Origin of the sequence: Pseudomonas sp. FYR_7, from assembly GCF_043106155.1 — a bacterium.
In the GTDB taxonomy this organism is placed as follows: Bacteria; Pseudomonadota; Gammaproteobacteria; order Pseudomonadales; family Pseudomonadaceae; genus Aquipseudomonas; species Aquipseudomonas parafulva_B.
Map to the genome: position 1 here is coordinate 95,862 of NZ_JBICMI010000061.1, position 19,313 is coordinate 115,174.

The following is a 19,313-nucleotide window of genomic DNA, read 5'->3' on the forward strand; positions in this document are numbered from 1 at the left end:
GAGGAGTGTAGGCGTCATCGGTTCATGGGCGCCACGAAGCGGCTGTGCGCCACGCTGCGCACCGACGCGTCGTCGCGTTCGCTGATTTCGAATGCAAGCGGCACCGAGCTGCTTTCGGGTCGGTCGGCCAGCATCGCCACCGACACCGGAATTTCGCTCATTTCGCCGGCCGATACGGTAAGCGCCGTCTGCCCCTGGAGGGTAAAGCCCTCGGCATCGAGCAACCGCAGCGCGTAGTGTTGAGTGTGCTCGGTCTTGTTGATCACCTTGAGCAGGTAGATGTTCTCGATCTGACCCAGTGCATTTTCGCGGAACAGACCACGGTCCTTGATCACATCCAGCGATACCATCGGCCGCAGGTACAACGCCACGCACAATGCACCGATCATCACCAGCAGTGCTGCGGCGTAACCGAGCAGGCGTGGTCGTAGCCAATGCGTAGTACCCCCTTGCAGGCTGTGTTCTGACTTGTACCCGATCAGCCCACGTCTGTAGCCCATCTTGTCCATCACACCGTCGCAGGCATCGATACAGGCGGCGCAGCCGATGCAGGCCATTTGCAAACCGTCGCGAATGTCGATGCCGGTAGGGCATACCTGAACGCACAACGTGCAGTCGATACAGTCACCCAGGCCCTGGGCGCGGGCGTCGCTGCCTTTCTTGCGCGCGCCACGTGCCTCGCCACGGCGCGGATCGTAAGCCACGGCCAGGGTGTCCTTGTCGAACATCACGCTCTGGAACCGGGCATAGGGGCACATGTGCAGGCAGACCGCTTCGCGCAGCAAGCCGGCATTGAAGTAGGTAGCGGCTGTGAAGAACAACACCCAGAACAGCGCAACGCCGCCCAGTTGAAGTGTGAGCAGTTCGGATGCCAGCGGACGAATGGGTGTGAAGTAACCAACGAAGGTCACGCCGGTGACCAGGCCTATGGCCAGCCACAGCGAATGCTTGGTGAGGCGTCTGGCGGCCTTGTCGAGACTCCAGGGCGCTGCGGCCAGCTTGATGCGTTGGTTGCGGTCGCCTTCGGTGATTTTTTCGCACCACATGAACAACCAGGTCCAGGTGCTTTGCGGGCAGCTGTAACCGCACCAGACCCGCCCGGCGTAGACTGTGATGGCGAACAAGCCGAACGCACAGATGATCAGCAGCGCCGAGAGCAGAATGAAGTCCTGTGGCCAGAAGGTCGCGCCAAAGATGTGGAACTTGCTGTTGCCCAGGTCCCACAGTACCGCCTGACGACCGTTCCAGTTCAGCCAGGCAGTGCCGAAGAACAGGGCAAACAGGGTCCCGGCGAAACCGATGCGCAGCGTGCGGTACACCCCGCTGAAACTGCGCGTGTGGATGGCGGCGTCGCCGACACGGCGGGAAGGGTTGGCAGGGACAGTGGCAATCACTGAATAAGGCGTTCTGTCGGTCATGGCTCCGTGCTCATCTAGCCTGGATCAGGCATGTGCACTATGGCCGTCAGTCTGCTATCAGCACAGGCTCAGCCTTGGCGATAAAAACCATATCAGTTGAGGTGCAGGCCGTGCAGCCCCTTATATGATCGAGCCTGGCGCGGTGTTCTTAAGATGCCTGCGGCTATCGACCGCACCGGCCACCGTGAGCGCATCGGCCTCGATTTCGGTGATCGGCGTGTGCATTGCACCCAGTACCGCGACTGACATGCGCAGTCGCTCGTCGGTCACGATTTCGATGTCACAAGCGGCGCCTTCGAGACGCTGCTGGTCGTTGATGAGCGTGCAGCGTTGGGTTTGAGCATTGATTTCGACTGGCATGACACGTCTCCTGATGTGAATTCGAACGGTTGACCGCAGGGTATTGAGCATCGTTGCACCCCCTTGGCTCAACGGCACTTTGCAGAGGCTCTTGGGGTCCATGAAGGTGAACAGGGAATGCAGGGCCCGGTGGTGTGGGCAGCTGTGCAGCCCATCGCCGGCAATCAGGATCGCACAAGGGCCGTGGTGGATGTGTTGGCACTTGGGGCAAGCATGGCCCCACGACCTAGGCACCGGACGTTTGCCAAGCACTCAGCCTTTGGAGAGAACGTACAGGATGGAAACTATCTGGCACGCCATCCAGATCGAATTCGCGGATGTGACCGATGCGCACGAGGTCACACGCATTCTAATTCGCTTGTTGATGGCATCGCTGCTCGGCGCGGTTTTGGGGTTCGAACGCGAACACCGGGGCAAATCCGCCGGGGTGCGCACGCACATGCTGGTGTCGCTCGGTGCTGCCCTGTTCGTGTTGGCGCCCAGCATGGCAGGCGCCGACGAACAGGCCCTTAGCCGCGTGATCCAGGGCATCGTCGCCGGCATCGGTTTTCTCGGAGCAGGCACCATCTTGAAAGGCAACGGACGGGACACCAGCCACGTGAAAGGGTTGACCACCGCCGCTGGCCTTTGGATGACCGCTGCCATAGGCACTGCCGCTGGGATGGGCCGGGAAGCCACTGCATTGATAAGTACGGTGCTCGCGCTGCTGGTATTGGGCACGATGCCGCTGCTGGTGGAGAAGGCCGAGGGCAAGCACGAGGAAAAACAGAAGGAGGAGGGGTAAGCACTAAGGGGAGCCGAAGCTCCCCCCAAAGCGTTGCTGCTTGCTCTTTTTATTCTTGGGGCTGGCCTGTTGTTGTTTTTGTCAGCCTGCCCTGGTGGTGCAAGGCCCCCATGCGGGGCCAAGAGCAAACGTATTTTTTTGAGCGCTGACCGACCTTCATCACGCATGATCCGAGTTGGCTGCTGCTACCTTGAGGTAGTTTTATTGTTCTGTGCCAATTCGCGGGGCTTGCCCCAGGAATGCGGGTCGACTCCAAAAAAATCTGCTTGCTACGCCTCTGCCGTGTTGTTCTTGTTCTGTCAGAGCCGTTCTCTATTATTTTTATTAAGTGACGCTTTGTTGTTCTTGTTATGCAAGAGATATAGCAGGTCCCGTGCCAGTTTTGAAAAACCCTTTTAAATCAATGGCATGAAGAAATTCATGAAAGCAGGGCGTCGGAAAAACCTCACTGGATGTTTCCGGGATACCCGTATCTGGCTTCGTCGCCAAGCGAGCGGTAACACTTCACCCACATTGTTGTGACACCTTGATGACCTAGCGCGCCTGTCGCGCACGTGCAACGCGCGATCCATTGGCCCTTCCCAGCACCGTGCTGATGCGCTGCCCAGCCTCGATCAAGCGCTCCAGGTCGATACCGGTCTCGATGCCCAACCCATCAAGCAGGTAAACGACATCTTCGGTCGCGACGTTACCGGTCGCGCCCTTGGCATAGGGGCAGCCACCCAAACCCGCCACCGAGCTGTCGAAGGTGCTGATGCCTTCAAGAAGGCTCGCATATACGTTGGCCAGGGCTTGGCCATAAGTATCGTGGAAGTGCCCCGCCAATTGCGCGCGGGGAACATGGGCCGCTATCACCTCGAACAAGCGTCGAACGTCACCAGCAGTACCGGTACCGATGGTATCGCCCAGCGACACTTCGTAGCAGCCCATCTGGTGCAGGGCACGCGCCACCGGCAGTACCTGCTCTGCACGGACCGGGCCCTCGTACGGGCAGCCGAGCACACAGGATACGTACCCACGCACCCGCACACCCTGGGCTCGCGCGGCCTCGATGATGGGTTCGAAACGACTCAGGCTTTGCGAGATGGAACAGTTGATATTGCGCTGCGAGAATGCCTCGGACGCGGCGGCGAATACCGCCACCTCCTTGACGCCCGCCGCCGCGGCATCTTCGAAGCCGCGCAGATTGGGCGCCAGCGCTGCGTAGGTGACGCCCGGACGCTGGTCGATACTGGCGAACACCTCGGCCGAACCGGCCATTTGCGGCACCCACTTGGGTGAAACGAAACTGCCCACTTCGATGTAGGCAAGGCCAGCCGCTGTGAGGTCGTCCACCAGCCGCACCTTGTCGGCGACACTGATGGGCTGGGCTTCGTTCTGCAGCCCGTCGCGAGGGCCAACTTCTACCAGACGAACTTTTTCAGGCAAGGACATGATGAGGTTCCTGTAACGGTCAACCGTGGTCTTTATTGGCAAGCGTGCACGCCAGGGCCTGTTCACAGCGCTCCTGGGCAGTGTCCAGCTCAAGCTGCATCTGGTGGATGTCGAGCATTTGCTGTTCCAGTTGGGCGCGCCGCTCGGCGATCTTGGCGAGCATGCTGTTCAGTTGCTTGAGGTTGCCGCCCGAAGGGTCGTACAGCTCGATCAACTCACGGCACTCTGCCAGCGAGAAGCCGATGCGCTTGCCACGCAGGATAAGTTTGAGGCTGACCTTGTCCCGCGCCGAATAGATGCGCTCAAGGCCGCGTCGCTCGGGGCGCAGCAGCCCTTGCTCTTCGTAAAAACGAATGGCGCGCGTGGTGATGTCCAGCTCACGGGACAGGTCGGAAATACTGTAGGTCTGGGTACTCATACCAGGGCTCTGGGCAGGATATGCCGCCATCCTGAAGCGTGCTTTACGTATACGTCAAGGTGGGCGACTGGAATCGAACCGCGCCACAACCGCGTAACCATTGGTGGTCCCGTGCGTCGCAGTCGCGTTATCCTCGCCCAGCCTGAACGCTCAACAAAAGCGTCAGTGCACTTTTCGATTCGACAGCCTCGCATCTGTGCTAGGCCCAACGCAGGAAGCGGCTGCATGAACCCTCTCTTTCTATCCGTCAGCGCGCTGTGCCTGAGCCTGTCCTGTAACCTGGCCCAGGCCAGGCAAGCGCTGCCCGTAGCACCCGAACTTGGCTCCGGTTATCGCGCAGGCTTGCAGCCGGTGGCGGCCAAACGGCACATGGCCGCGGCCGCCAACCCGCTGGCCAGCCAGGCCGGACAACGCATCCTGCGTGCCGGGGGCAGCGCGCTGGATGCGGCGATTGCGATGCAACTGGTGCTGACACTCGTCGAGCCTCAGTCGAGTGGAATCGGCGGCGGCGCATTCATCCTCCACTGGGACGGGAAAAGGACCCAGGCATTCGATGGCCGGGAAACGGCGCCGTCGCAGGTGACCGAACGCCTGTTCCTCGACGACAAGGGGGCACCCATGCCATTTAGGTCAGCACAGATTGGCGGACGAGCCGTGGGGGTGCCGGGTGTATTGCGGGCCCTGGAATTGGCGCACAAGCAGCACGGCGTGCTGCCCTGGCAAGCGTTGTTTCAACCCGCCATCGAACTGGCCCGCACCGGGTTCCCAGTCTCTGCAAGGCTGCATGCGCTGCTGAAAGCCGACCCCTTCGTGGCTCGCTCGCCCAGTATGGCTGGCTATTTCCTGGACACGACGGGGCGCCCGCTTGCAGTAGGCACACAGCTGCGTAATCCCGAACTTGCCGACACGCTTGAGCAGATCGCGCAACACGGCGCGCAGGCGTTTTACAACGGCGAGGTTGCGCAAGCCATGGTGGCGGCCGTCCAAAACCACACCAACCCAGGTTATCTGTCCGCCGATGACCTGAAGCAGTACCGGGCCAGCGAGCGTGAACCTGTCTGCGGACCCTACAAAGCTTGGCAGATTTGTGGCATGCCCCCTCCTTCATCCGGGGGCGTGGCGGTACTGCAGACCTTGGGAATACTGGAGGCATTGCAACGCAGGTCGGCCAGGGACGATCTGGCGCACCTGGCACCCGTCCCCTCGGCCACTGCTGCCACCCTGGAGGCGCCAGCACGCGCCGTGCACCTGGTCGCCGAGGCCGAGCGACTGGCTTATGCCGATCGCGCCCAGTACCTGGCCGACAGTGACTATGTACCCGTTCCGCTCAAGGGCCTGCTCGACCCGGGCTACCTGGCACAGCGTGCCAGTCAGGTGGGTGAGCGCAGCATGAACAAGGCCATCCCTGGCCATCCGAGCGGTGCGCTGTTGACCCTTGCGCCTGACCGATCGCCACCGCGGATAGCCACCTCCCACCTAAGCGCCATTGATGATCGCGGCAATGCCGTGGCCATGACCACCTCGGTGGAGGGCGCATTCGGCTCGCACCTGATGGTCAAAGGGTTCTTGCTCAATAACCAGCTGACCGATTTTTCGTTCGTGCCCCAGGAGCAGGGCAGGCCAGTGGCCAATCGCGTTCAACCGGGCAAGCGGCCCCTGTCAGCCATGGCGCCTACGCTGGTGTTCTCCCGGGACCATGGGGAATTGGTAGCCAGCCTTGGCTCACCCGGCGGCTCGCAGATCATCGGTTACGTCAACAAGGCGCTCATCGCGTTGCTGGACTGGCGGCTGGACCCCCAGCAAGCCGCCGGGCTGCCCAATTTTGGCAGCCGCAACGGTGCAACCGAGGTGGAATCAGGGCTGACCAGCGCTGCACTGATTCGCAAGCTCAAGGCGTGGGGCCACACCGTGACGCCGATGGATATGACCAGCGGCCTGCAAGTCATTCAGCGGGACGGGACAGGCTGGTTGGGCGGGGCGGACCCACGCCGTGAAGGTGTAGCACTGGGAGATTGAAGCCAGCGTTGCGAGCTACCCAGGTGCGTGCTAGAAAACGGTCCTCCCATTCATTTGTCGAATACTTGCATGTCTCATAACGTGAAATCGAATAGGGCCTTGTTCGACCTGGACCTTCTGCGTGCCATCGTCGTGGTGGCCGACTGCGGCAGTTTCACCACGGCTGCCGCGCGCTTGCATTCGACCCAGTCCACCATCAGCCAGAAAGTCCGGCGCCTGGAAGACATGGTAGGGCACCGTCTACTGGTACGTGGCAACCGCGACGTGCTCCCGACCGACGCCGGGCAGACGCTGCTCGGGTACGCCCGGCATATGCTGGCCCTGAATGATCAGATGCTCGAAGCCTTGGCCGGTGCCATGGTCGGCTTCACGGTGCGCCTGGGTGTACCCGAGGACTTTGTGGGTGGATCGACCACCCATGCCCTGTCGGCCTTTAGTCGGCTCAATCCGCAGGTAAAGCTGGAGGTCACCAGCGGGCTGTGCCGGGACCTGAGCCAGGCCTACGACAATGGCGAGCTGGACCTGGTATTGCTCAAACAACGGCGCAACAGCCGCGAAGGGGTCGCCTGTTGGCCCGAGCGGCTGCAATGGATCGACAGCGCGCGCCTGCCTGCCTTTGAACTGGACCCGGTGCCATTGGTGACCTTTCCGCCGCGGGGCTTGTACCGCGAAGACATGATCACTGCCATCGAGCGCAGTGGCAGGCGCTGGCGCATCAGTTTCACCAGTTCGAGCTTGAGCGGCATCCAGGCCGCTGTCGCCGATGGCATGGGCATCAGCCTGCTACCGCCGCGCGCGGCCACTGCAGAGCATCGCGTACTGGGCGCCGAGCAGGGGCTGGGCGAAATCGACAGCTATGAGATCGTCATCGTGCACCGTCCAACCGCCGATCCGACGGTCAAGGCCCTGGCAGAGGTGCTCAAGCAACTGTTGGCCGGTGGCAGTCTTTAAGTGTTTCAGGCTGTGGCACAAGGGAATGACTGCGCGATGATGCAGTCCCATGCACAACGCGGGTATGACGTCCGCCTTCACCACGCCATGGAGAACCTTATGAAAGCAGTTGTAATCGCTGCGCTGCTGGCCACTACCGGCCTGGCCCAAGCCGCCCAGACCGTCGAGCTCAAGCTGGCAGGCCCCGATGGCCCAGGCAAGTCGATCGGCACCATCAGCATCGAGCAGAACAAGTACGGAACGCTGCTTACCCCGGACCTCAAGGACCTGCCGCCCGGTGTGCACGGCTTCCACCTGCACCAGAATCCGTCCTGCGCTCCTGCGCAGGATGCGGGCAAAGCCGTGCCAGCAGGCGGGGCGGGGGGGCACTGGGACCCGCAATCGACCAACGCGCATAAAGGCCCTTACGATGACAGCGGCCACCGCGGCGACCTGCCGGCGCTGTATGTAGGTGCCGATGGCAAGGCGACGTATCCGGTACTGGCACCGCGCCTGAAGGCTGAAGACTTCAAAGGCCACGCACTGATGGTGCACGCAGGCGGCGATAACCACAGCGATCACCCCGAGAAGTTGGGTGGCGGTGGCGCTCGCATGGCGTGTGGGGTGGTTGAGTAACAGCGATTTGGCGCACCCTGGCGGGTGCGCCTTGGAGACCGGCGAGCAGTCTTCTGTGCTCAGCGCTTGGGGTTGAGCGTCAAGTGCACGTGACGGTTCACGTCCTTGTACAGCAGGTAACTGAAGTTGCCAGGGCCGCCGGCATAGCAGGCCTGTGGGCAGAAGGCCCTCAGCCACATGAAATCACCGGCCTCGACCTCGACCCAGTCCTGATTCAGGCGGTAGACCGCCTTGCCTTCCAGCACATAGAGCCCGTGTTCCATGACATGGGTTTCAGCAAACGGTATGACCCCACCTGGCTGGAACGTGACGATATTGACGTGCATGTCATGGCGCATGTCAGCCATGTCGACGAAGCGGGTGGTTTTCCAGCGGCCTTCGGTGCCTGGCATTTCGATCACGGTAGCGTTGTCGCGGTGGGTCACGAACGAAGACGGTACGTCCAGCCCTTCGACCTTCTGGTAGTGCTTGCGCAGCCAGTGGAAGGTGACATTGGCCTGGCTGTTGTTGCGCAGGCTCCATTCGGCGCCAGGCGCCAGAAACGCATAACCCCCTGGCACCAGTGTGTGGTGCTGGCCCTCGACGGTAATGTCCAGCTCGCCTTCGACGATAAACAGCACGGCTTCGGCGTTGGGGTCCAGTTCAGGCCGTTCGCTCCCGCCTTCGGGCGCCACCTCGACGATGTACTGGGAGAACGTTTCGGCGAACCCTGTCAGCGGCCGGGCGATGACCCACATGCGCATCTTGTCCCAGAAGGGCAAGTGACTGGTGACGATGTCACGCATCACGCCCTTGGGAATGACCGCGTAGGCTTCGGTGAACATGGCACGGTCGGTCAGCAGCTCGGTTTGAGCCGGGTGGCCGCCGTGGGGCGCGAAATAGGCGTGGTTCGACATGAATGCTCTCGACTTGTTGTTCTATCCCCATGCCGTGGGCCGCACCGGCCGGTGCGGTGCAGGGGACGTGGGCACAGGATAGGGTGGCGCGCCGAACATCTACAAATTAAATGTTGGAATACCCAGTATTTGGTTGCTGAATGCTCACGCGGCTGCCGACATGGTGCGCCGTTAGCCGGTTTCCTTTGCCGAACAACTTGTGGCGCAAGGTGCCATCGACGTACCCGCGGGGATAGCGGCCACGGCGCTGCAGTTCGGGAACCAGCAACTCCACGACATGGGCCAGGTCGTCAGGTTGGACGGCATACGTGAGGTTGAACCCATCGATACCGGTTTGATCGACCCACGCCTCCAACTGGTCGGCGACTTCACTTGGCGTACCGATCAGGACGGGGCCGCGTCCTCCTAGCCCGATGAATTGCGCCGCCTCGCGCACGGTCCATTGACGGCTAGGGTCCGCCGCCGTGAAGGCTGCCAAGGCTGCACGGCCCGCATCGTTTTCCACGTACTGGATTGGCGCGTCAGGGTCCAGGCCATCCAGGTCGATTCCGGTCCAACCTGACAGCAGTGTCAGGGCTGCTTCGATGTCGACGAAACTGCGGTATTGGTCAAAGCGTGCCTGAGCCTGCTCGTGAGTGGGCGCGACGATCAGCAACGCCTGGGCATAGATCAGCACCTCGTCACGTGCGCGTCCCGCCGCTTCGCTGGCCTGACGCACGCCATCGGCGTAGCGCCGCAGAACCGTGGGTGTCGGCCCGCTGATGAACACGCATTCGGCATGCTTGGCGGCGAACTGCTGACCGCGCGCCGACGCGCCTGCCTGAAACAGCACGGGGGTGCGTTGCGGCGAAGGCTGGCAGAGGTGCATGCCGGGTACCTGGAAATGCGCGCCGGCGTGGCCGATGGGGTGCACACGGGTTGGCTCGACGTAGCGGCCCGTTTCACGGTCCAGCACCAGGGCATCGTCGTCCCAGCTCTTTTCCCAGAGTTTGTAGAGCACCTGCAGATACTCCTCGGCCAAGTCATAGCGCAGGTCATGCCCCAGTTGTCGGTCGAGCCCAAGGTTACGCGCGGCACTGTCCAGGTAGCCGGTGACGATATTCCAGCCCACGCGCCCGTCACTGAGGTGGTCGAGTGTGGACATGCGCCGTGCAAAGGGATAGGGGTGCTCGTAAGTCAGCGAGAAGGTGACCCCGAAGCCCAGGTGCTCGGTCACAGCGGCCATGGCGGGGACCAACAGCATCGGATCGTTCACCGGCACCTGGACGCCGCCGCGCAAGGCCGGGTGCGGGCTGCCTTGATAGACGTCATAGATGCCCATGACATCGGCAATGAACAGTGCGTCGAACAAACCGCGTTCGAGTAGCCTGGCCAGGTCGGTCCAGTAAGCCAGGCGGTTGAAATCGGTGCTGGTGTTGCGCGGGTGGCGCCACAAGCCAGGCGATTGGTGGCTGGCAGCGTTCATGCTGAAGGCGTTGAAGCGTATAGGGCGGGGCATGTTGAGTTGGCCTCAGGGCAGCACGGAAGCAGGGTAAACCGCTTCGGCTACGTTCAGTTTGCGGGGGATCAGGCCAAGCCCTTGGAAGGTGTCGGCCAGCTTCTATTGTTCGGCAACGATCTCTGGGGTCACTGGCACAGCGTTGTAGTTGCGTCGTTGACTTGCTACTTCCAGAACATCGGCGTTGATGCCAAGCTGCGGCGCCAGCAAGGCGGCGACGTCGCCGGGTTTGTCATTGGCCCACTGGCTGGCTTTGGCCAGTTCGCTGAAGAATATTCTGAGCAACGCCTTATGGCTGTCCGCGAAGCGGGCGGTGGACAGGTAGAAGGTGCGGTTGTTGGTCAAGCCGGTCCCGTCACGCAGGTTTTTCAGCCCTGGCTGCCGCTCGGCTGCAGCCAGGAATGGGTCCCACAGTGTGGCGGCCTGAACGCTGCCTGACTGCAGCGCGGCTATCGCGTCGGCTGCGTTATTGACGTAGGCCGGGGTGATGTCCTGGTAACTCAGGCCTGCCTGTTGCAAGGCGACGGCCAGCAAGTACTGGGCATTCCATCCCCGGCCAGTGGCCACGCGCTTGCCCTTCAGATCCTGCACATCGTTCAGAGGGTCCTGCTGGCGCACCACCAGGCCGATCCCACGCGGATAAGGCTGTTCAGCGGCCAGGTAGACCACGGGTTTGCCGGCCGCCTGGGCGAACACCGAAGGTGCATCGGCCGCGTGTCCCACGTCGATGGCACCGGTACTCAGTGCCTCGAGCAACTGTGGGCCGGCGGCAAACTCATGCCAGCTGACCCTCACCCCTTGCGGGGCAAGGGCTTTTTCCAGTGCGCCGCTGCCTTTGAGGATGTTGAGGCTGTTGAATTTCTGGTATCCGATGCGCAGGGTGCTGTTTTCTTGCGCCTGCGCCGGTGCGGCTATCAGCAGGGCCCCGGCAAGCGAGGCCAGTAGTGCTCCCAGTGCTCGCCGGCGTAGTGATGAAAAGAGAGAGTGGGGCATGGCGCGATCCTTGATATGCGATGAGTGGGAGCACCAGAACATAAGCACCTGACCGCGCTGCTTCAATTTCTTTATTACTAATTATTAGACTTTTTAGTTATTTTTATATCCTTTTGTTTTGTAATCAGGTGTCTGCTTCCGACATTTTTTTCACATCCCCTTGCTAGCATTCCTTGCAGAATCAAGGAGTTCTCCATGCCCACCTCTCTGCGTAAACCCATCACCCGCATCGTGCTCACCGCTACCACCGGCCTTGTAATGGCAACGCTCGGATTTTTCGCCTGGCAAAGCTTCTACCCCGTGCAGGCCGCTTCGGGTTGGCAGGTGGAGGTCGCGCACCGCAACGTGGACAAGGCTGCGTCGCTGCTTCCCCAGGCCGACGGCAGTCTGCTGGTAAGCCAGGAGCTGGACGATGGTCGGGGCAGTATTCTCAAGATTGCACCCGACGGTGAGCGCGAAGTGCTCGTGGACCAGCTGTCCAAGCCCGACGGCATGGTGGCGGCCAGAGGTGGCTGGGTCTTCAGCCAGGAAGGTGGCCTGGCGCCGGTGAGTCTGGCTGTCGATGGCCAGGTCACACCGCTTTTCGACGGTATTGCGGTGCAGGGCCTTTGGAACGAGGGCAACCACCTTTATGCCATCGAAGACCGCAAGGGTGATGGCCGCTTGCTGCGCTATGACTGGCGCAGCGGCCAGGTGGACGTGCTGCGTTCGGGCCTGACCGAAGCTGAAGGGTTGACCCGATGCGGGGATGGCCGGCTGCTGTACACCGAGAAAGCCGACGGGCAGATACGGGCGTTGTCCAAGGATGGCAAGGACCCTGTGGTGTTCAATAGCCTCAGGAACCCCACATTCCTGTTTTGTGACCAGCGTGGTCTTTGGATCAGTGAAGACAACACGCACCGGGCACGGCTGCTGCGCATAAAGCCCGATGGGACTCGCCAGACCGTGCTGTCGTTTCTCAAGGCGCCGCAGTCCATCGTGGCCGATGGCAGCGGCGGTTATTGGCTTGCAGAAGGCGGGCGGGATCGCGTGCTGCACTTGACCCCTCCTTCGAAGCAGCCCGCTGCTGCGTCAGACTGACGCCACAAAAGCGCGAGCAGGTTCAATCCCCCAAGCGCTGCTCGCGCGATGGGGGATAACCGAAATAGGCGGCGTAGCATTTACTGAAGTGCGACACCGAGACGAAGCCGCACGCCAGCGCCACCTCCATCACCGAGAGATCGGAGTACTGCAGCAGGCGGCGACTTTTGGTGATGCGAAGTTCCATGTAGTAGCGCCGTGGAGAGGTGCCCAGCTGCGCCTGGAACAGGCGGTCTATCTGGCGGCGAGAGCGGCCGCTGTAAGCCGCCAACTGGTCCAGGCTGAGGGTTTCCTCAAGGTTGTTTTCCATCAGCTCGACGATGGTGCGCAGGTGCAGACTCATCGACTTCTTGGCCCCGGGGCCCACTTGCCGATAGCGGGCGCCCGAGAAGGACAGTATCTCCTCGACGCCCTCTGCCAGACCGTCACCGTACAGCCGTCGTACCAACCCCAGCATCAATTCCATCGCCCCGTTCGGGCTGGCGGCGCTCAGTCGGTCCCGGTCGAGGGTGAAGCTTGCGGGCGTGATACGCGTCTGCGGGCTGCGCTCGGCGAGGCTGGCACGTTGTTCGGGGTGAACGCTGCAGCCGTAGTCATCCAGCGCTCCGGCGCGGCCAAGAAACCATGCGCCATTCCACAGGCCGCCCAAGGCCATGCCGTGAGATGCGCAGTCCTGAAGCAAGCGGTCGAGCTCAGGGTATTTGAGCGGCGTACGCAAACCGCCGCAGACCACGAGCAAGTCCAAGTGCTTGAGGGCGGTTGCCGAAAGCTCGTTCGTGATCAACTCTAGCCCCAGGTCACTGAGCACACGGTCACCGGCAAGCGACAAGGGCGTGAATTGGAAGCTGTCCGCGCGCAGAAGATTAGCCGTGACCAGCACGTCCATGGCCACGGTGAAGCTGGCCATGGAGAAGTGTTCGAGCAAAACGAAGTCGACCCGATAGGGCGCCTCTACGCTGGCACTGCTGGTCTTTAATCGCAGCATGTTGCTGGTGCTGCTCTTTTTGCTGAACTGACGGGGTGTGGACACGCTGGACTCCGCTTCCTGGCTTCGCACCAAAGTGTGGCCGGTGCCCCTACGAAAGACAATCGGCAGGGTGGCGGGCGCCAATGTGCAGGTCGTGTTCAGGCATGCGCTGGGCGTCGGCCTGGGGCAGGCGGGTTCGATAGACGCTGGCGCCGTTTAAATCGAACGGAACCCTGGGCGTCTTCGGTGAATCAATAGGGTAAGTGCCAATGGGAGGAAGCTCATGGAAATCGGAACGATTTGGTTCGTCGTGGCAATCATCTTGATTTTGCTGGAGATCTGGGCGATCTGGCACATCATGGGCAGCGATCGGCGCGCCGAGCGCAAGATGCTGTGGATTGTGTTCGTCGTGTGGGCACCGTTCCCTGGCCTGCCGATCTGGGCCTGGCGCGGGCCGCGTGCAGTCAAGGGCAAGGCAGTACTGGAAGAGAAGTGATTGCGCGCCAGGCGCCGGGGGCGTCTGGCAGCCTCGCGGGTGTAGCCGCATAAATCATGTCCAAGGGCCGCTTCCGGCCCTTGACCTCAGGTTTGCTTGAGGTTGGATACTCGGCGCTCATTCCATGAACCGAGCGTCCAAACCATGCACACCACCGCTTTTGAACTGAGCAACCCTCAATCTCTGTATGACCCCAGTGGCAACGGATACTCCCATGTGGCCGACGTGCGCTCAGGGAGCAGGCTGCTTTTCATCGCGGGTCAGGGTGGGGAGCAGGCCAGTGGGGCTCTATCCCCTGTTTTCGCCGATCAGGCGCGCCAGGCCCTTGCCAACCTGGAGCTGGCCTTGTCCAACAAAGGGGCGGGCCTTGAGCATGTCTGCAAGCTCACCCTACTGATCGTCGACCATAGCCAGGCGCGGCTCCAGCAATGGGTGGAAGCTGTGGACCACGCGTGGGGCCAGGCCCTCAAGCCTACCTGTACGCTCATACCGGTCCCACGCCTGGCCCTGGACGGGATGCTCATCGAGGTGGATGCCGTGGCGGCGCTGCCTGTCTCCTCCCAAGGTAGGTAGCGCCATCGACTGGCTGTGTAGTAAATCTCTGCTCAGGTTTGCGCCTTCCTGCGCGATAAGCACAGCGGTTCTCAGAGGTGACCACACCATGAGCACGACCTCATCTCCGATCGAACGGCCGTTGCTGAGCGCCTGGTTCTGGCCGGCCATGTTCAGCTTGATGGCCTTCGCTGCCAACTCGGTTTTTTGCCGGCTGGCGCTCAAGGATGGCGCCGTCGACGCTATCAGCTTCACCGCGCTGCGCCTGGGCAGCGGCGCCTTGTGCCTGTGGTGGCTGGTACGGCTGCGCAGTCCCTGCTCAGGCGCTGCCGGCAGTTGGCGAGGTGGCTTGGCGTTATTTTGCTACGCCTTTCTGTTCTCCGTCGCCTACCTTGATTTGAATGCAGGGGTAGGGGCATTGCTCTTGTTTGGCGCTGTGCAGCTGACCATGTTCGGCATGGCGTTGCTGCGTGGGGAACGGATCAGCCTGCGCACGTTGTCAGGCATGCTGATGGCTTTTTCAGGCCTGATCGTGTTGCTGCTGCCTGGCAGCCACGCACCTACACTGACGAGCGCCTTGCTGATGGTAGTCGCGGGTATAGCGTGGGGGATCTACACCTTGCTGGGGCAGGGATCACCTCGGCCGCTGGCCGACACGGCGGGCAACTTCATTCGCAGCGTGCCCTTCCTAGCCGTGTGTGCGCCGCTGATGGTTCTCGGTGCCGAGCTGCGGTTCTCGATGGCCGGCGTGTTCTTTGCAGTGTGCTCTGGGGTTTTGGCATCGGCGGCAGGTTACGCCGTCTGGTACAGCGTGGTGCGGCGCATCAGCGCGCAACAAGCCGCCACGTTGCAACTGAGCGTGCCGGTGATCGCCGCGTTGGGTGGAATGCTCGTGATCGGCGAGGCATTGTCGCTACGTGCCATGGCTGCCTGCGCGATTGTCCTGGGCGGGGTGGCCATCGCTGTCACTGCCCCCCGTCCACGGGCGCCGACACAGGCTTGAGGTGGCAGTGGCCGGCAAAGGCTGAGCGTGAGCAGGCTTGCCTAGAAGAAACTGCGCTGGGCCTTGAGGGTTACCACGCTCTCGCAATAGGTGTTGATCCCCGAATAAGCATCGCAGCCGCCACCGGTCAGGTTCGAGTCGCTGTAGATCAGGTTCAGGTCCAGGCCTAACCAGGGGCGCGACAGCTGCATGGACCAGTCGGAGAAACCGTTGACCTGGCTGCCGTCGCCGATCGTGAATGGGGTGCCGAGCCGATGATGGGCCAGCTTGACCGTCAGGTCGGCGTTGAGCAGGGGGACCTGCCCGAAATCGGCATACAGGGTGCCGATCCGGTTGCTTGGGTTGTCTCGCAAGGCCCCGCCGAATCGGCTGCCCATTATGGAAATACCCCCATACAGCGCATGGCTCTCTGCACCTGCGATGTTGGGTTGGCTGTAGTGGATCACACCGATCTCGTAACCCAAAGTACTGTCGAAGTGATGCTTGTAGCCGACGTAGTTGTCGACCCGCAGGGTGGACCCTGGCGCTACGCCCATGCTGGGCGTGTATTGCCCCACGTACCAACCACTGGTGTGACTCAAATCCAGGCCGCCGTGAAAGGCGCCGGTAGCGGCTGGGGAAATAAGCCCCTGGGCCATGCTGCGAGTAGGCGTCGTACTGAGGGTGAAGTCAAAGTCGCCCACTTCACGTTTGATCTGCTGGGCCAGGAGCGTGGGGCTCAACAGCAGGGTCGCGCTCAGCACTAGAAGGGGCCTGGTCATGGTCGGCTTCCTGAAGGGCTTGCAGTAGAGCCTTGAAGGATACCGGGCCTGGCGCGCGGAGGAAACCTTGTTGCCTGCTCGGGCACGCAATGGCCTGTTTCGACGTGCAAAAAAAGGCGCGCCCCCTGAGGAGCGCGCCTTCGAGATCATGCAGTGTGAGTGATCAGGCCACTTTGACGATCCAGCCTGCCGGAGCCTCGATGTCGCCGCTCTGAATGCCGGTCAATTCGTTGTAGAGCTTCTGGGTAACGGGGCCGACCTTCTCCAGGTCATGGAAAACATGCAGCTTGCCGTTGTACTCGATGCCGCCGATGGGAGTGATCACCGCCGCAGTGCCGCAGGCACCTGCCTCGACGAAGCGATCCAGCTGGCTGATTTCCACATCCCCTTCGATAACGGTCAGGCCCAGGCGAGACTGCGCCAGCTCCATCAGGGACAGGCGGGTAATACCCGGCAGCACCGAAGCCGACTTGGGCGTTACGAACTCGTTATTGGCCGTGATGCCGAAGAAGTTGGCCGAACCTACTTCCTCGATCTTGGAATGGGTCAACGGGTCCAGATAGATGGCATCGGCGAAGTTGGCCTTTTTCGCCTCATAGCCTGGTTGCAGGCTGGCGGCATAGTTACCACCCACCTTGGCAGCGCCGGTCCCTTGCGGAGCCGCGCGGTCGAAGCTGGAGATCTGGAAGTTGTGAGGCTTCATGCCGCCTTTGAAGTACGAGCCTACCGGGATGGCGAAGACGGAAAAGATGAACTCCGGCGCAGTGCGCACGCCAATGTTGTCACCCGTGCCGATGACGAATGGGCGCAGGTACAGGGCGCCTTTGCCGTGTGGCGGCACGAAGCGCTCGTTGGCCTTGACGACCTGCTTGCAGGCTTCGATGAACACGTCGGTGGGCACGTGGGGCATGAGCAGGCGCGCACAGCTGCGTTGCATGCGGGCGGCATTCTGGTCAGGGCGGAACAGGTTGATTGAGCCATCCTTGCAACGGTAGGCCTTCAGGCCTTCGAAGCACTGCTGGCCGTAATGCAGGGCCGTGGAGCCTTCGCTGATATGCAGCACGTTGTCTTCGGTCAGGGTGCCTTCATCCCACGCGCCATCGCGCCAGACAGACAGATAGCGTTTATCGGTCTTGATGTAGTCGAAGCCGAGCTTGTCCCAGTTAATGCTTTCGTTGCTCATGACACCCTCGTTGTCTTGCAAGTGCCCACGTTCGGGCTGCTGTTATATGCGCACACGCCACCTTAATACATCTTCGCCGGATCGGAAATGTCCTATCACCACTTGATGCTCGGCCCTTCAAGGCGTAAGGCGCAGTCGAGCCTCAGCGCATCGAGCAGCACCTGGTCATGGGAAGCAATCATCAGCGCACCGGTGAACCGCTCCAGCATCTTTTGCAGGGCCTTGAGCGATGGCAGGTCGAGGTGGTTGCCAGGTTCGTCCAGTAGCAGCAGCTCCACCGGGCGCCTGCGGTACAGGATCCCCGCCAGGGCCGCCTTCATGCGCTCGCCTCCACTGAGTAGGCTGCTGGGCAGCGCGACACGTGCAGCGTCCAGGCCCAGCTGAGCCAGCAGCATGCGTACATGGCTCTGATCCAGTGCCAGGTTGGCCTGTTGTACGTGTTCCAGCGCGCTTATGTCGGCCGACAACACGCTGCAGTGCTGGTCGAGCAGCGCCGTTTGGTCTGTGACCTTGAGGTGGCCTGCAGGCGCTGGCAACTGGCCGGCGATCATTTTCAGCAGTGTGCTCTTGCCGCTGCCATTGACGCCCGTCAGGGCACAACGTTGGCCCTGGCGCAGGCTGAGGTCGATGGGTACTTGTGTGCCATGCGGCAGGCGCAAGGCTTGCAGCAGTACCACCTGCCGCTGGACATTGGGCTCAAGCGTTGGCGTGTGCACGGTAATTTCGCAGGCTCTTTCGACCGCTTGCGCAGCGTCCCGCACCCTGTCGATCAGCTGTTGCCCGGCCGCCCGATGGCGTCGGCGCTGCTTGCCAAGCGTCGCCTGGCCGCCTTGCTGCTGGTGATCGACCAGGATCTTGGCTTGGTTCACGCCCTTGGCCTTGCGCCCCGCCCGGGCCTGGGCTTTGTCCAGTGCCTGGCGTTGCTGTAGCTGGGCTCTGGCTTGCTGCTGCTGGGAGCGCTTGAGGTGTGCCAACTGCTGCACAGCTTGCGTGGTCTCGCAGCGCTTTCGTGCCTGATAGTGGCTGAAGTTGCCGCCATAGGCTTTCAGGCCCAGGCTTGACAGTTCGAGGATACAGTCCATGTGCTCGAGTAGAGAACGGTCATGGCTTATCACGAGCAAGCCGCGGTTCCAGGTTTGCATCATCGCCAGCCACTGCGTGCGGCCGTGGTCGTCCAGGTGGTTGGTAGGTTCATCGAGTATGAGAAAGTCGGCCTCGCTCAACCAGGCGCCAATCAGCGCCACGCCCATGGCCTGCCCGCCGCTCAGGGTATGGACAGGGCGTTGCAGGTCCAGGTGGCCCAGGCCATGGCGGTGCAGCTGGGCGCGCAGGCGCTCGGGCGCATCCCAGCGCTCGCCGACGGTGTCGAAGTCAGCGGCCTCCACGCTGCCGAGTGCGATCCGTTCGAGCGCTGCGATCAAGGGCCCCATCTGGGCCAGATCGGCCACGGTCTTGCTGGTGTCGATCACCTGTTGATCGACAAGATGGACACGGCCCAAGCGCTGGCACGTGCCGCTGCTGGGTGAACGCCGGCCAGCGAGCAGTTGGCCAAGCAGGCTCTTGCCCACGCCGTTGCGGCCTACCAGGCCGGTCCGGGTAGTGTCGAAGGTCTGGGTGAGATCGGTGAACAGTGGCCTGCCATCTGGCAAGACCAGGGTGACGCTGTCCAGCGTCAGGATCGACGTAGTCGTCATGTGCAACTCCACAAATGCCGCGACATTTCCGGTGGCGACCGGAAAGTGAAGACTGGCCGTCAAGCAGACGGCGGCATCAATGGCGCATTGGACGAATACCTCATGAAGGGGAAGTGGGAAGGGTAGAGGAGGATGGTCAGCGCGTAAAGCGGGCAGGCGATGAAGAGAAAGGGTACTGCCTTGCACTTTATTCG

General features: G+C 61.8%; 18 protein-coding genes and 1 pseudogene. 8 read left to right on the forward strand and 11 right to left on the reverse strand.

The annotated features are described in order from the left end of the window. Window positions 1-14 precede the first annotated feature (14 nt). Together ccoG and ACF8R3_RS15445 are read right to left on the reverse strand one after the other, a co-directional pair. The gene (ccoG, locus tag ACF8R3_RS15440) at window positions 15-1,418 is read right to left on the reverse strand and encodes a cytochrome c oxidase accessory protein CcoG (protein WP_392515845.1); all 1,404 of its coding nucleotides are present in this window, start codon (window positions 1,416-1,418) and stop codon (window positions 15-17) included. 120 nt (window positions 1,419-1,538) lie between these two features. Then, window positions 1,539-1,778, reverse strand: coding sequence for a DUF3203 family protein (locus tag ACF8R3_RS15445; RefSeq protein WP_392515846.1), 240 nt, complete (start codon window positions 1,776-1,778; stop codon window positions 1,539-1,541). A gap of 277 nt (window positions 1,779-2,055) precedes the next feature. On the opposite strand from ACF8R3_RS15445, the gene ACF8R3_RS15450 reads away from it, so the two are divergent. After that, complete coding sequence (locus tag ACF8R3_RS15450) at window positions 2,056-2,562, forward strand: MgtC/SapB family protein (RefSeq protein WP_058638309.1); 507 nt, start codon at window positions 2,056-2,058, stop codon at window positions 2,560-2,562. A gap of 534 nt (window positions 2,563-3,096) precedes the next feature. Here the strand turns inward: ACF8R3_RS15450 and ACF8R3_RS15455 are convergent. Then, complete coding sequence (locus ACF8R3_RS15455) at window positions 3,097-3,996, reverse strand: hydroxymethylglutaryl-CoA lyase (RefSeq protein ID WP_058638308.1); 900 nt, start codon at window positions 3,994-3,996, stop codon at window positions 3,097-3,099. Between the two features lie 19 nt (window positions 3,997-4,015). Then, the gene (locus ACF8R3_RS15460; protein ID WP_028687491.1) at window positions 4,016-4,414 is read right to left on the reverse strand and encodes a MerR family DNA-binding transcriptional regulator; all 399 of its coding nucleotides are present in this window, start codon (window positions 4,412-4,414) and stop codon (window positions 4,016-4,018) included. Window positions 4,415-4,639: 225 nt separating this feature from the next. Between ACF8R3_RS15460 and ggt the strand changes: the two genes are divergently transcribed. The 3 genes from ggt to sodC all read left to right on the forward strand — a co-directional run bounded on the left by ggt (window position 4,640) and on the right by sodC (window position 7,996). Beyond that, window positions 4,640-6,430, forward strand: a complete 1,791-nt coding sequence (gene ggt / locus ACF8R3_RS15465) for a gamma-glutamyltransferase (protein WP_326383719.1) — start codon at window positions 4,640-4,642, stop codon at window positions 6,428-6,430. Window positions 6,431-6,499: 69 nt separating this feature from the next. Next, a complete protein-coding gene (locus tag ACF8R3_RS15470) occupies window positions 6,500-7,381 on the forward strand; it encodes a LysR substrate-binding domain-containing protein (RefSeq protein WP_058638306.1) in 882 nt (293 codons plus the stop codon). Between the two features lie 99 nt (window positions 7,382-7,480). Beyond that, on the forward strand, window positions 7,481-7,996 hold the full coding sequence (gene sodC, locus ACF8R3_RS15475) for a superoxide dismutase family protein (RefSeq protein ID WP_078478550.1): 516 nt from the start codon (window positions 7,481-7,483) through the stop codon (window positions 7,994-7,996). A gap of 59 nt (window positions 7,997-8,055) precedes the next feature. On the opposite strand, the gene ACF8R3_RS15480 is transcribed toward sodC, so the two are convergent. From ACF8R3_RS15480 to ACF8R3_RS15490, 3 genes and pseudogenes are all read right to left on the reverse strand, one after another. Then, window positions 8,056-8,892: a bifunctional allantoicase/(S)-ureidoglycine aminohydrolase gene (locus ACF8R3_RS15480; protein WP_058605425.1), complete on the reverse strand. Its 837-nt coding sequence runs from the start codon at window positions 8,890-8,892 to the stop codon at window positions 8,056-8,058. Between the two features lie 106 nt (window positions 8,893-8,998). Next, window positions 8,999-10,390, reverse strand: a complete 1,392-nt coding sequence (locus ACF8R3_RS15485; RefSeq protein ID WP_058638305.1) for an LLM class flavin-dependent oxidoreductase — start codon at window positions 10,388-10,390, stop codon at window positions 8,999-9,001. A 12-nt stretch (window positions 10,391-10,402) separates the two neighbouring features. Continuing rightward, a pseudogene (locus ACF8R3_RS15490) lies at window positions 10,403-11,383 on the reverse strand (aliphatic sulfonate ABC transporter substrate-binding protein). A gap of 195 nt (window positions 11,384-11,578) precedes the next feature. Between ACF8R3_RS15490 and ACF8R3_RS15495 the strand changes: the two are divergent. After that, on the forward strand, window positions 11,579-12,463 hold the full coding sequence (locus tag ACF8R3_RS15495) for a hypothetical protein (RefSeq protein ID WP_392515847.1): 885 nt from the start codon (window positions 11,579-11,581) through the stop codon (window positions 12,461-12,463). Window positions 12,464-12,485: 22 nt separating this feature from the next. On the opposite strand, the gene ACF8R3_RS15500 is transcribed toward ACF8R3_RS15495, so the two are convergent. Continuing rightward, window positions 12,486-13,493, reverse strand: a complete 1,008-nt coding sequence (locus ACF8R3_RS15500) for a GlxA family transcriptional regulator (RefSeq protein ID WP_196185482.1) — start codon at window positions 13,491-13,493, stop codon at window positions 12,486-12,488. Between the two features lie 220 nt (window positions 13,494-13,713). On the opposite strand from ACF8R3_RS15500, the gene ACF8R3_RS15505 reads away from it, so the two are divergent. The 3 genes from ACF8R3_RS15505 to ACF8R3_RS15515 all read left to right on the forward strand — a co-directional run bounded on the left by ACF8R3_RS15505 (window position 13,714) and on the right by ACF8R3_RS15515 (window position 15,481). Continuing rightward, the gene (locus ACF8R3_RS15505; RefSeq protein WP_023535666.1) at window positions 13,714-13,926 is read left to right on the forward strand and encodes a PLDc N-terminal domain-containing protein; all 213 of its coding nucleotides are present in this window, start codon (window positions 13,714-13,716) and stop codon (window positions 13,924-13,926) included. 144 nt (window positions 13,927-14,070) lie between these two features. Then, complete coding sequence (locus tag ACF8R3_RS15510) at window positions 14,071-14,499, forward strand: RidA family protein (protein ID WP_392515848.1); 429 nt, start codon at window positions 14,071-14,073, stop codon at window positions 14,497-14,499. A gap of 88 nt (window positions 14,500-14,587) precedes the next feature. Then, a complete protein-coding gene (locus ACF8R3_RS15515) occupies window positions 14,588-15,481 on the forward strand; it encodes a DMT family transporter (protein ID WP_058638300.1) in 894 nt (297 codons plus the stop codon). A gap of 41 nt (window positions 15,482-15,522) precedes the next feature. On the opposite strand, the gene ACF8R3_RS15520 is transcribed toward ACF8R3_RS15515, so the two are convergent. From ACF8R3_RS15520 to ACF8R3_RS15530, 3 genes are all read right to left on the reverse strand, one after another. Continuing rightward, complete coding sequence (locus ACF8R3_RS15520; protein WP_392515849.1) at window positions 15,523-16,242, reverse strand: TorF family putative porin; 720 nt, start codon at window positions 16,240-16,242, stop codon at window positions 15,523-15,525. A gap of 163 nt (window positions 16,243-16,405) precedes the next feature. Then, window positions 16,406-17,446 carry a branched-chain amino acid aminotransferase gene (locus ACF8R3_RS15525; protein ID WP_256674249.1) on the reverse strand — a complete coding sequence of 347 codons (1,041 nt, stop codon included), beginning with the start codon at window positions 17,444-17,446 and terminating at the stop codon, window positions 16,406-16,408. A gap of 74 nt (window positions 17,447-17,520) precedes the next feature. Then, window positions 17,521-19,119 (reverse strand): ATP-binding cassette domain-containing protein, encoded by a 1,599-nt coding sequence (locus tag ACF8R3_RS15530; protein ID WP_392515850.1) that lies wholly within the window; start codon window positions 19,117-19,119, stop codon window positions 17,521-17,523. Window positions 19,120-19,313: the final 194 nt, after the last annotated feature.

Coding starts and splice junctions, on each gene's coding strand:
- ccoG (WP_392515845.1), bottom strand. CDS start 1,418: ATGACCGACAGAACGCCTTATTCAGTGATTGCCACTGTCCCTGCCAAC.
- ACF8R3_RS15445 (WP_392515846.1), bottom strand. CDS start 1,778: ATGCCAGTCGAAATCAATGCTCAAACCCAACGCTGCACGCTCATCAAC.
- ACF8R3_RS15450 (WP_058638309.1), top strand. CDS start 2,056: ATGGAAACTATCTGGCACGCCATCCAGATCGAATTCGCGGATGTGACC.
- ACF8R3_RS15455 (WP_058638308.1), bottom strand. CDS start 3,996: ATGTCCTTGCCTGAAAAAGTTCGTCTGGTAGAAGTTGGCCCTCGCGAC.
- ACF8R3_RS15460 (WP_028687491.1), bottom strand. CDS start 4,414: ATGAGTACCCAGACCTACAGTATTTCCGACCTGTCCCGTGAGCTGGAC.
- ggt (WP_326383719.1), top strand. CDS start 4,640: ATGAACCCTCTCTTTCTATCCGTCAGCGCGCTGTGCCTGAGCCTGTCC.
- ACF8R3_RS15470 (WP_058638306.1), top strand. CDS start 6,500: ATGTCTCATAACGTGAAATCGAATAGGGCCTTGTTCGACCTGGACCTT.
- sodC (WP_078478550.1), top strand. CDS start 7,481: ATGAAAGCAGTTGTAATCGCTGCGCTGCTGGCCACTACCGGCCTGGCC.
- ACF8R3_RS15480 (WP_058605425.1), bottom strand. CDS start 8,892: ATGTCGAACCACGCCTATTTCGCGCCCCACGGCGGCCACCCGGCTCAA.
- ACF8R3_RS15485 (WP_058638305.1), bottom strand. CDS start 10,390: ATGCCCCGCCCTATACGCTTCAACGCCTTCAGCATGAACGCTGCCAGC.
- ACF8R3_RS15495 (WP_392515847.1), top strand. CDS start 11,579: ATGCCCACCTCTCTGCGTAAACCCATCACCCGCATCGTGCTCACCGCT.
- ACF8R3_RS15505 (WP_023535666.1), top strand. CDS start 13,714: ATGGAAATCGGAACGATTTGGTTCGTCGTGGCAATCATCTTGATTTTG.
- ACF8R3_RS15510 (WP_392515848.1), top strand. CDS start 14,071: ATGCACACCACCGCTTTTGAACTGAGCAACCCTCAATCTCTGTATGAC.
- ACF8R3_RS15515 (WP_058638300.1), top strand. CDS start 14,588: ATGAGCACGACCTCATCTCCGATCGAACGGCCGTTGCTGAGCGCCTGG.
- ACF8R3_RS15520 (WP_392515849.1), bottom strand. CDS start 16,242: ATGACCAGGCCCCTTCTAGTGCTGAGCGCGACCCTGCTGTTGAGCCCC.
- ACF8R3_RS15530 (WP_392515850.1), bottom strand. CDS start 19,119: ATGACGACTACGTCGATCCTGACGCTGGACAGCGTCACCCTGGTCTTG.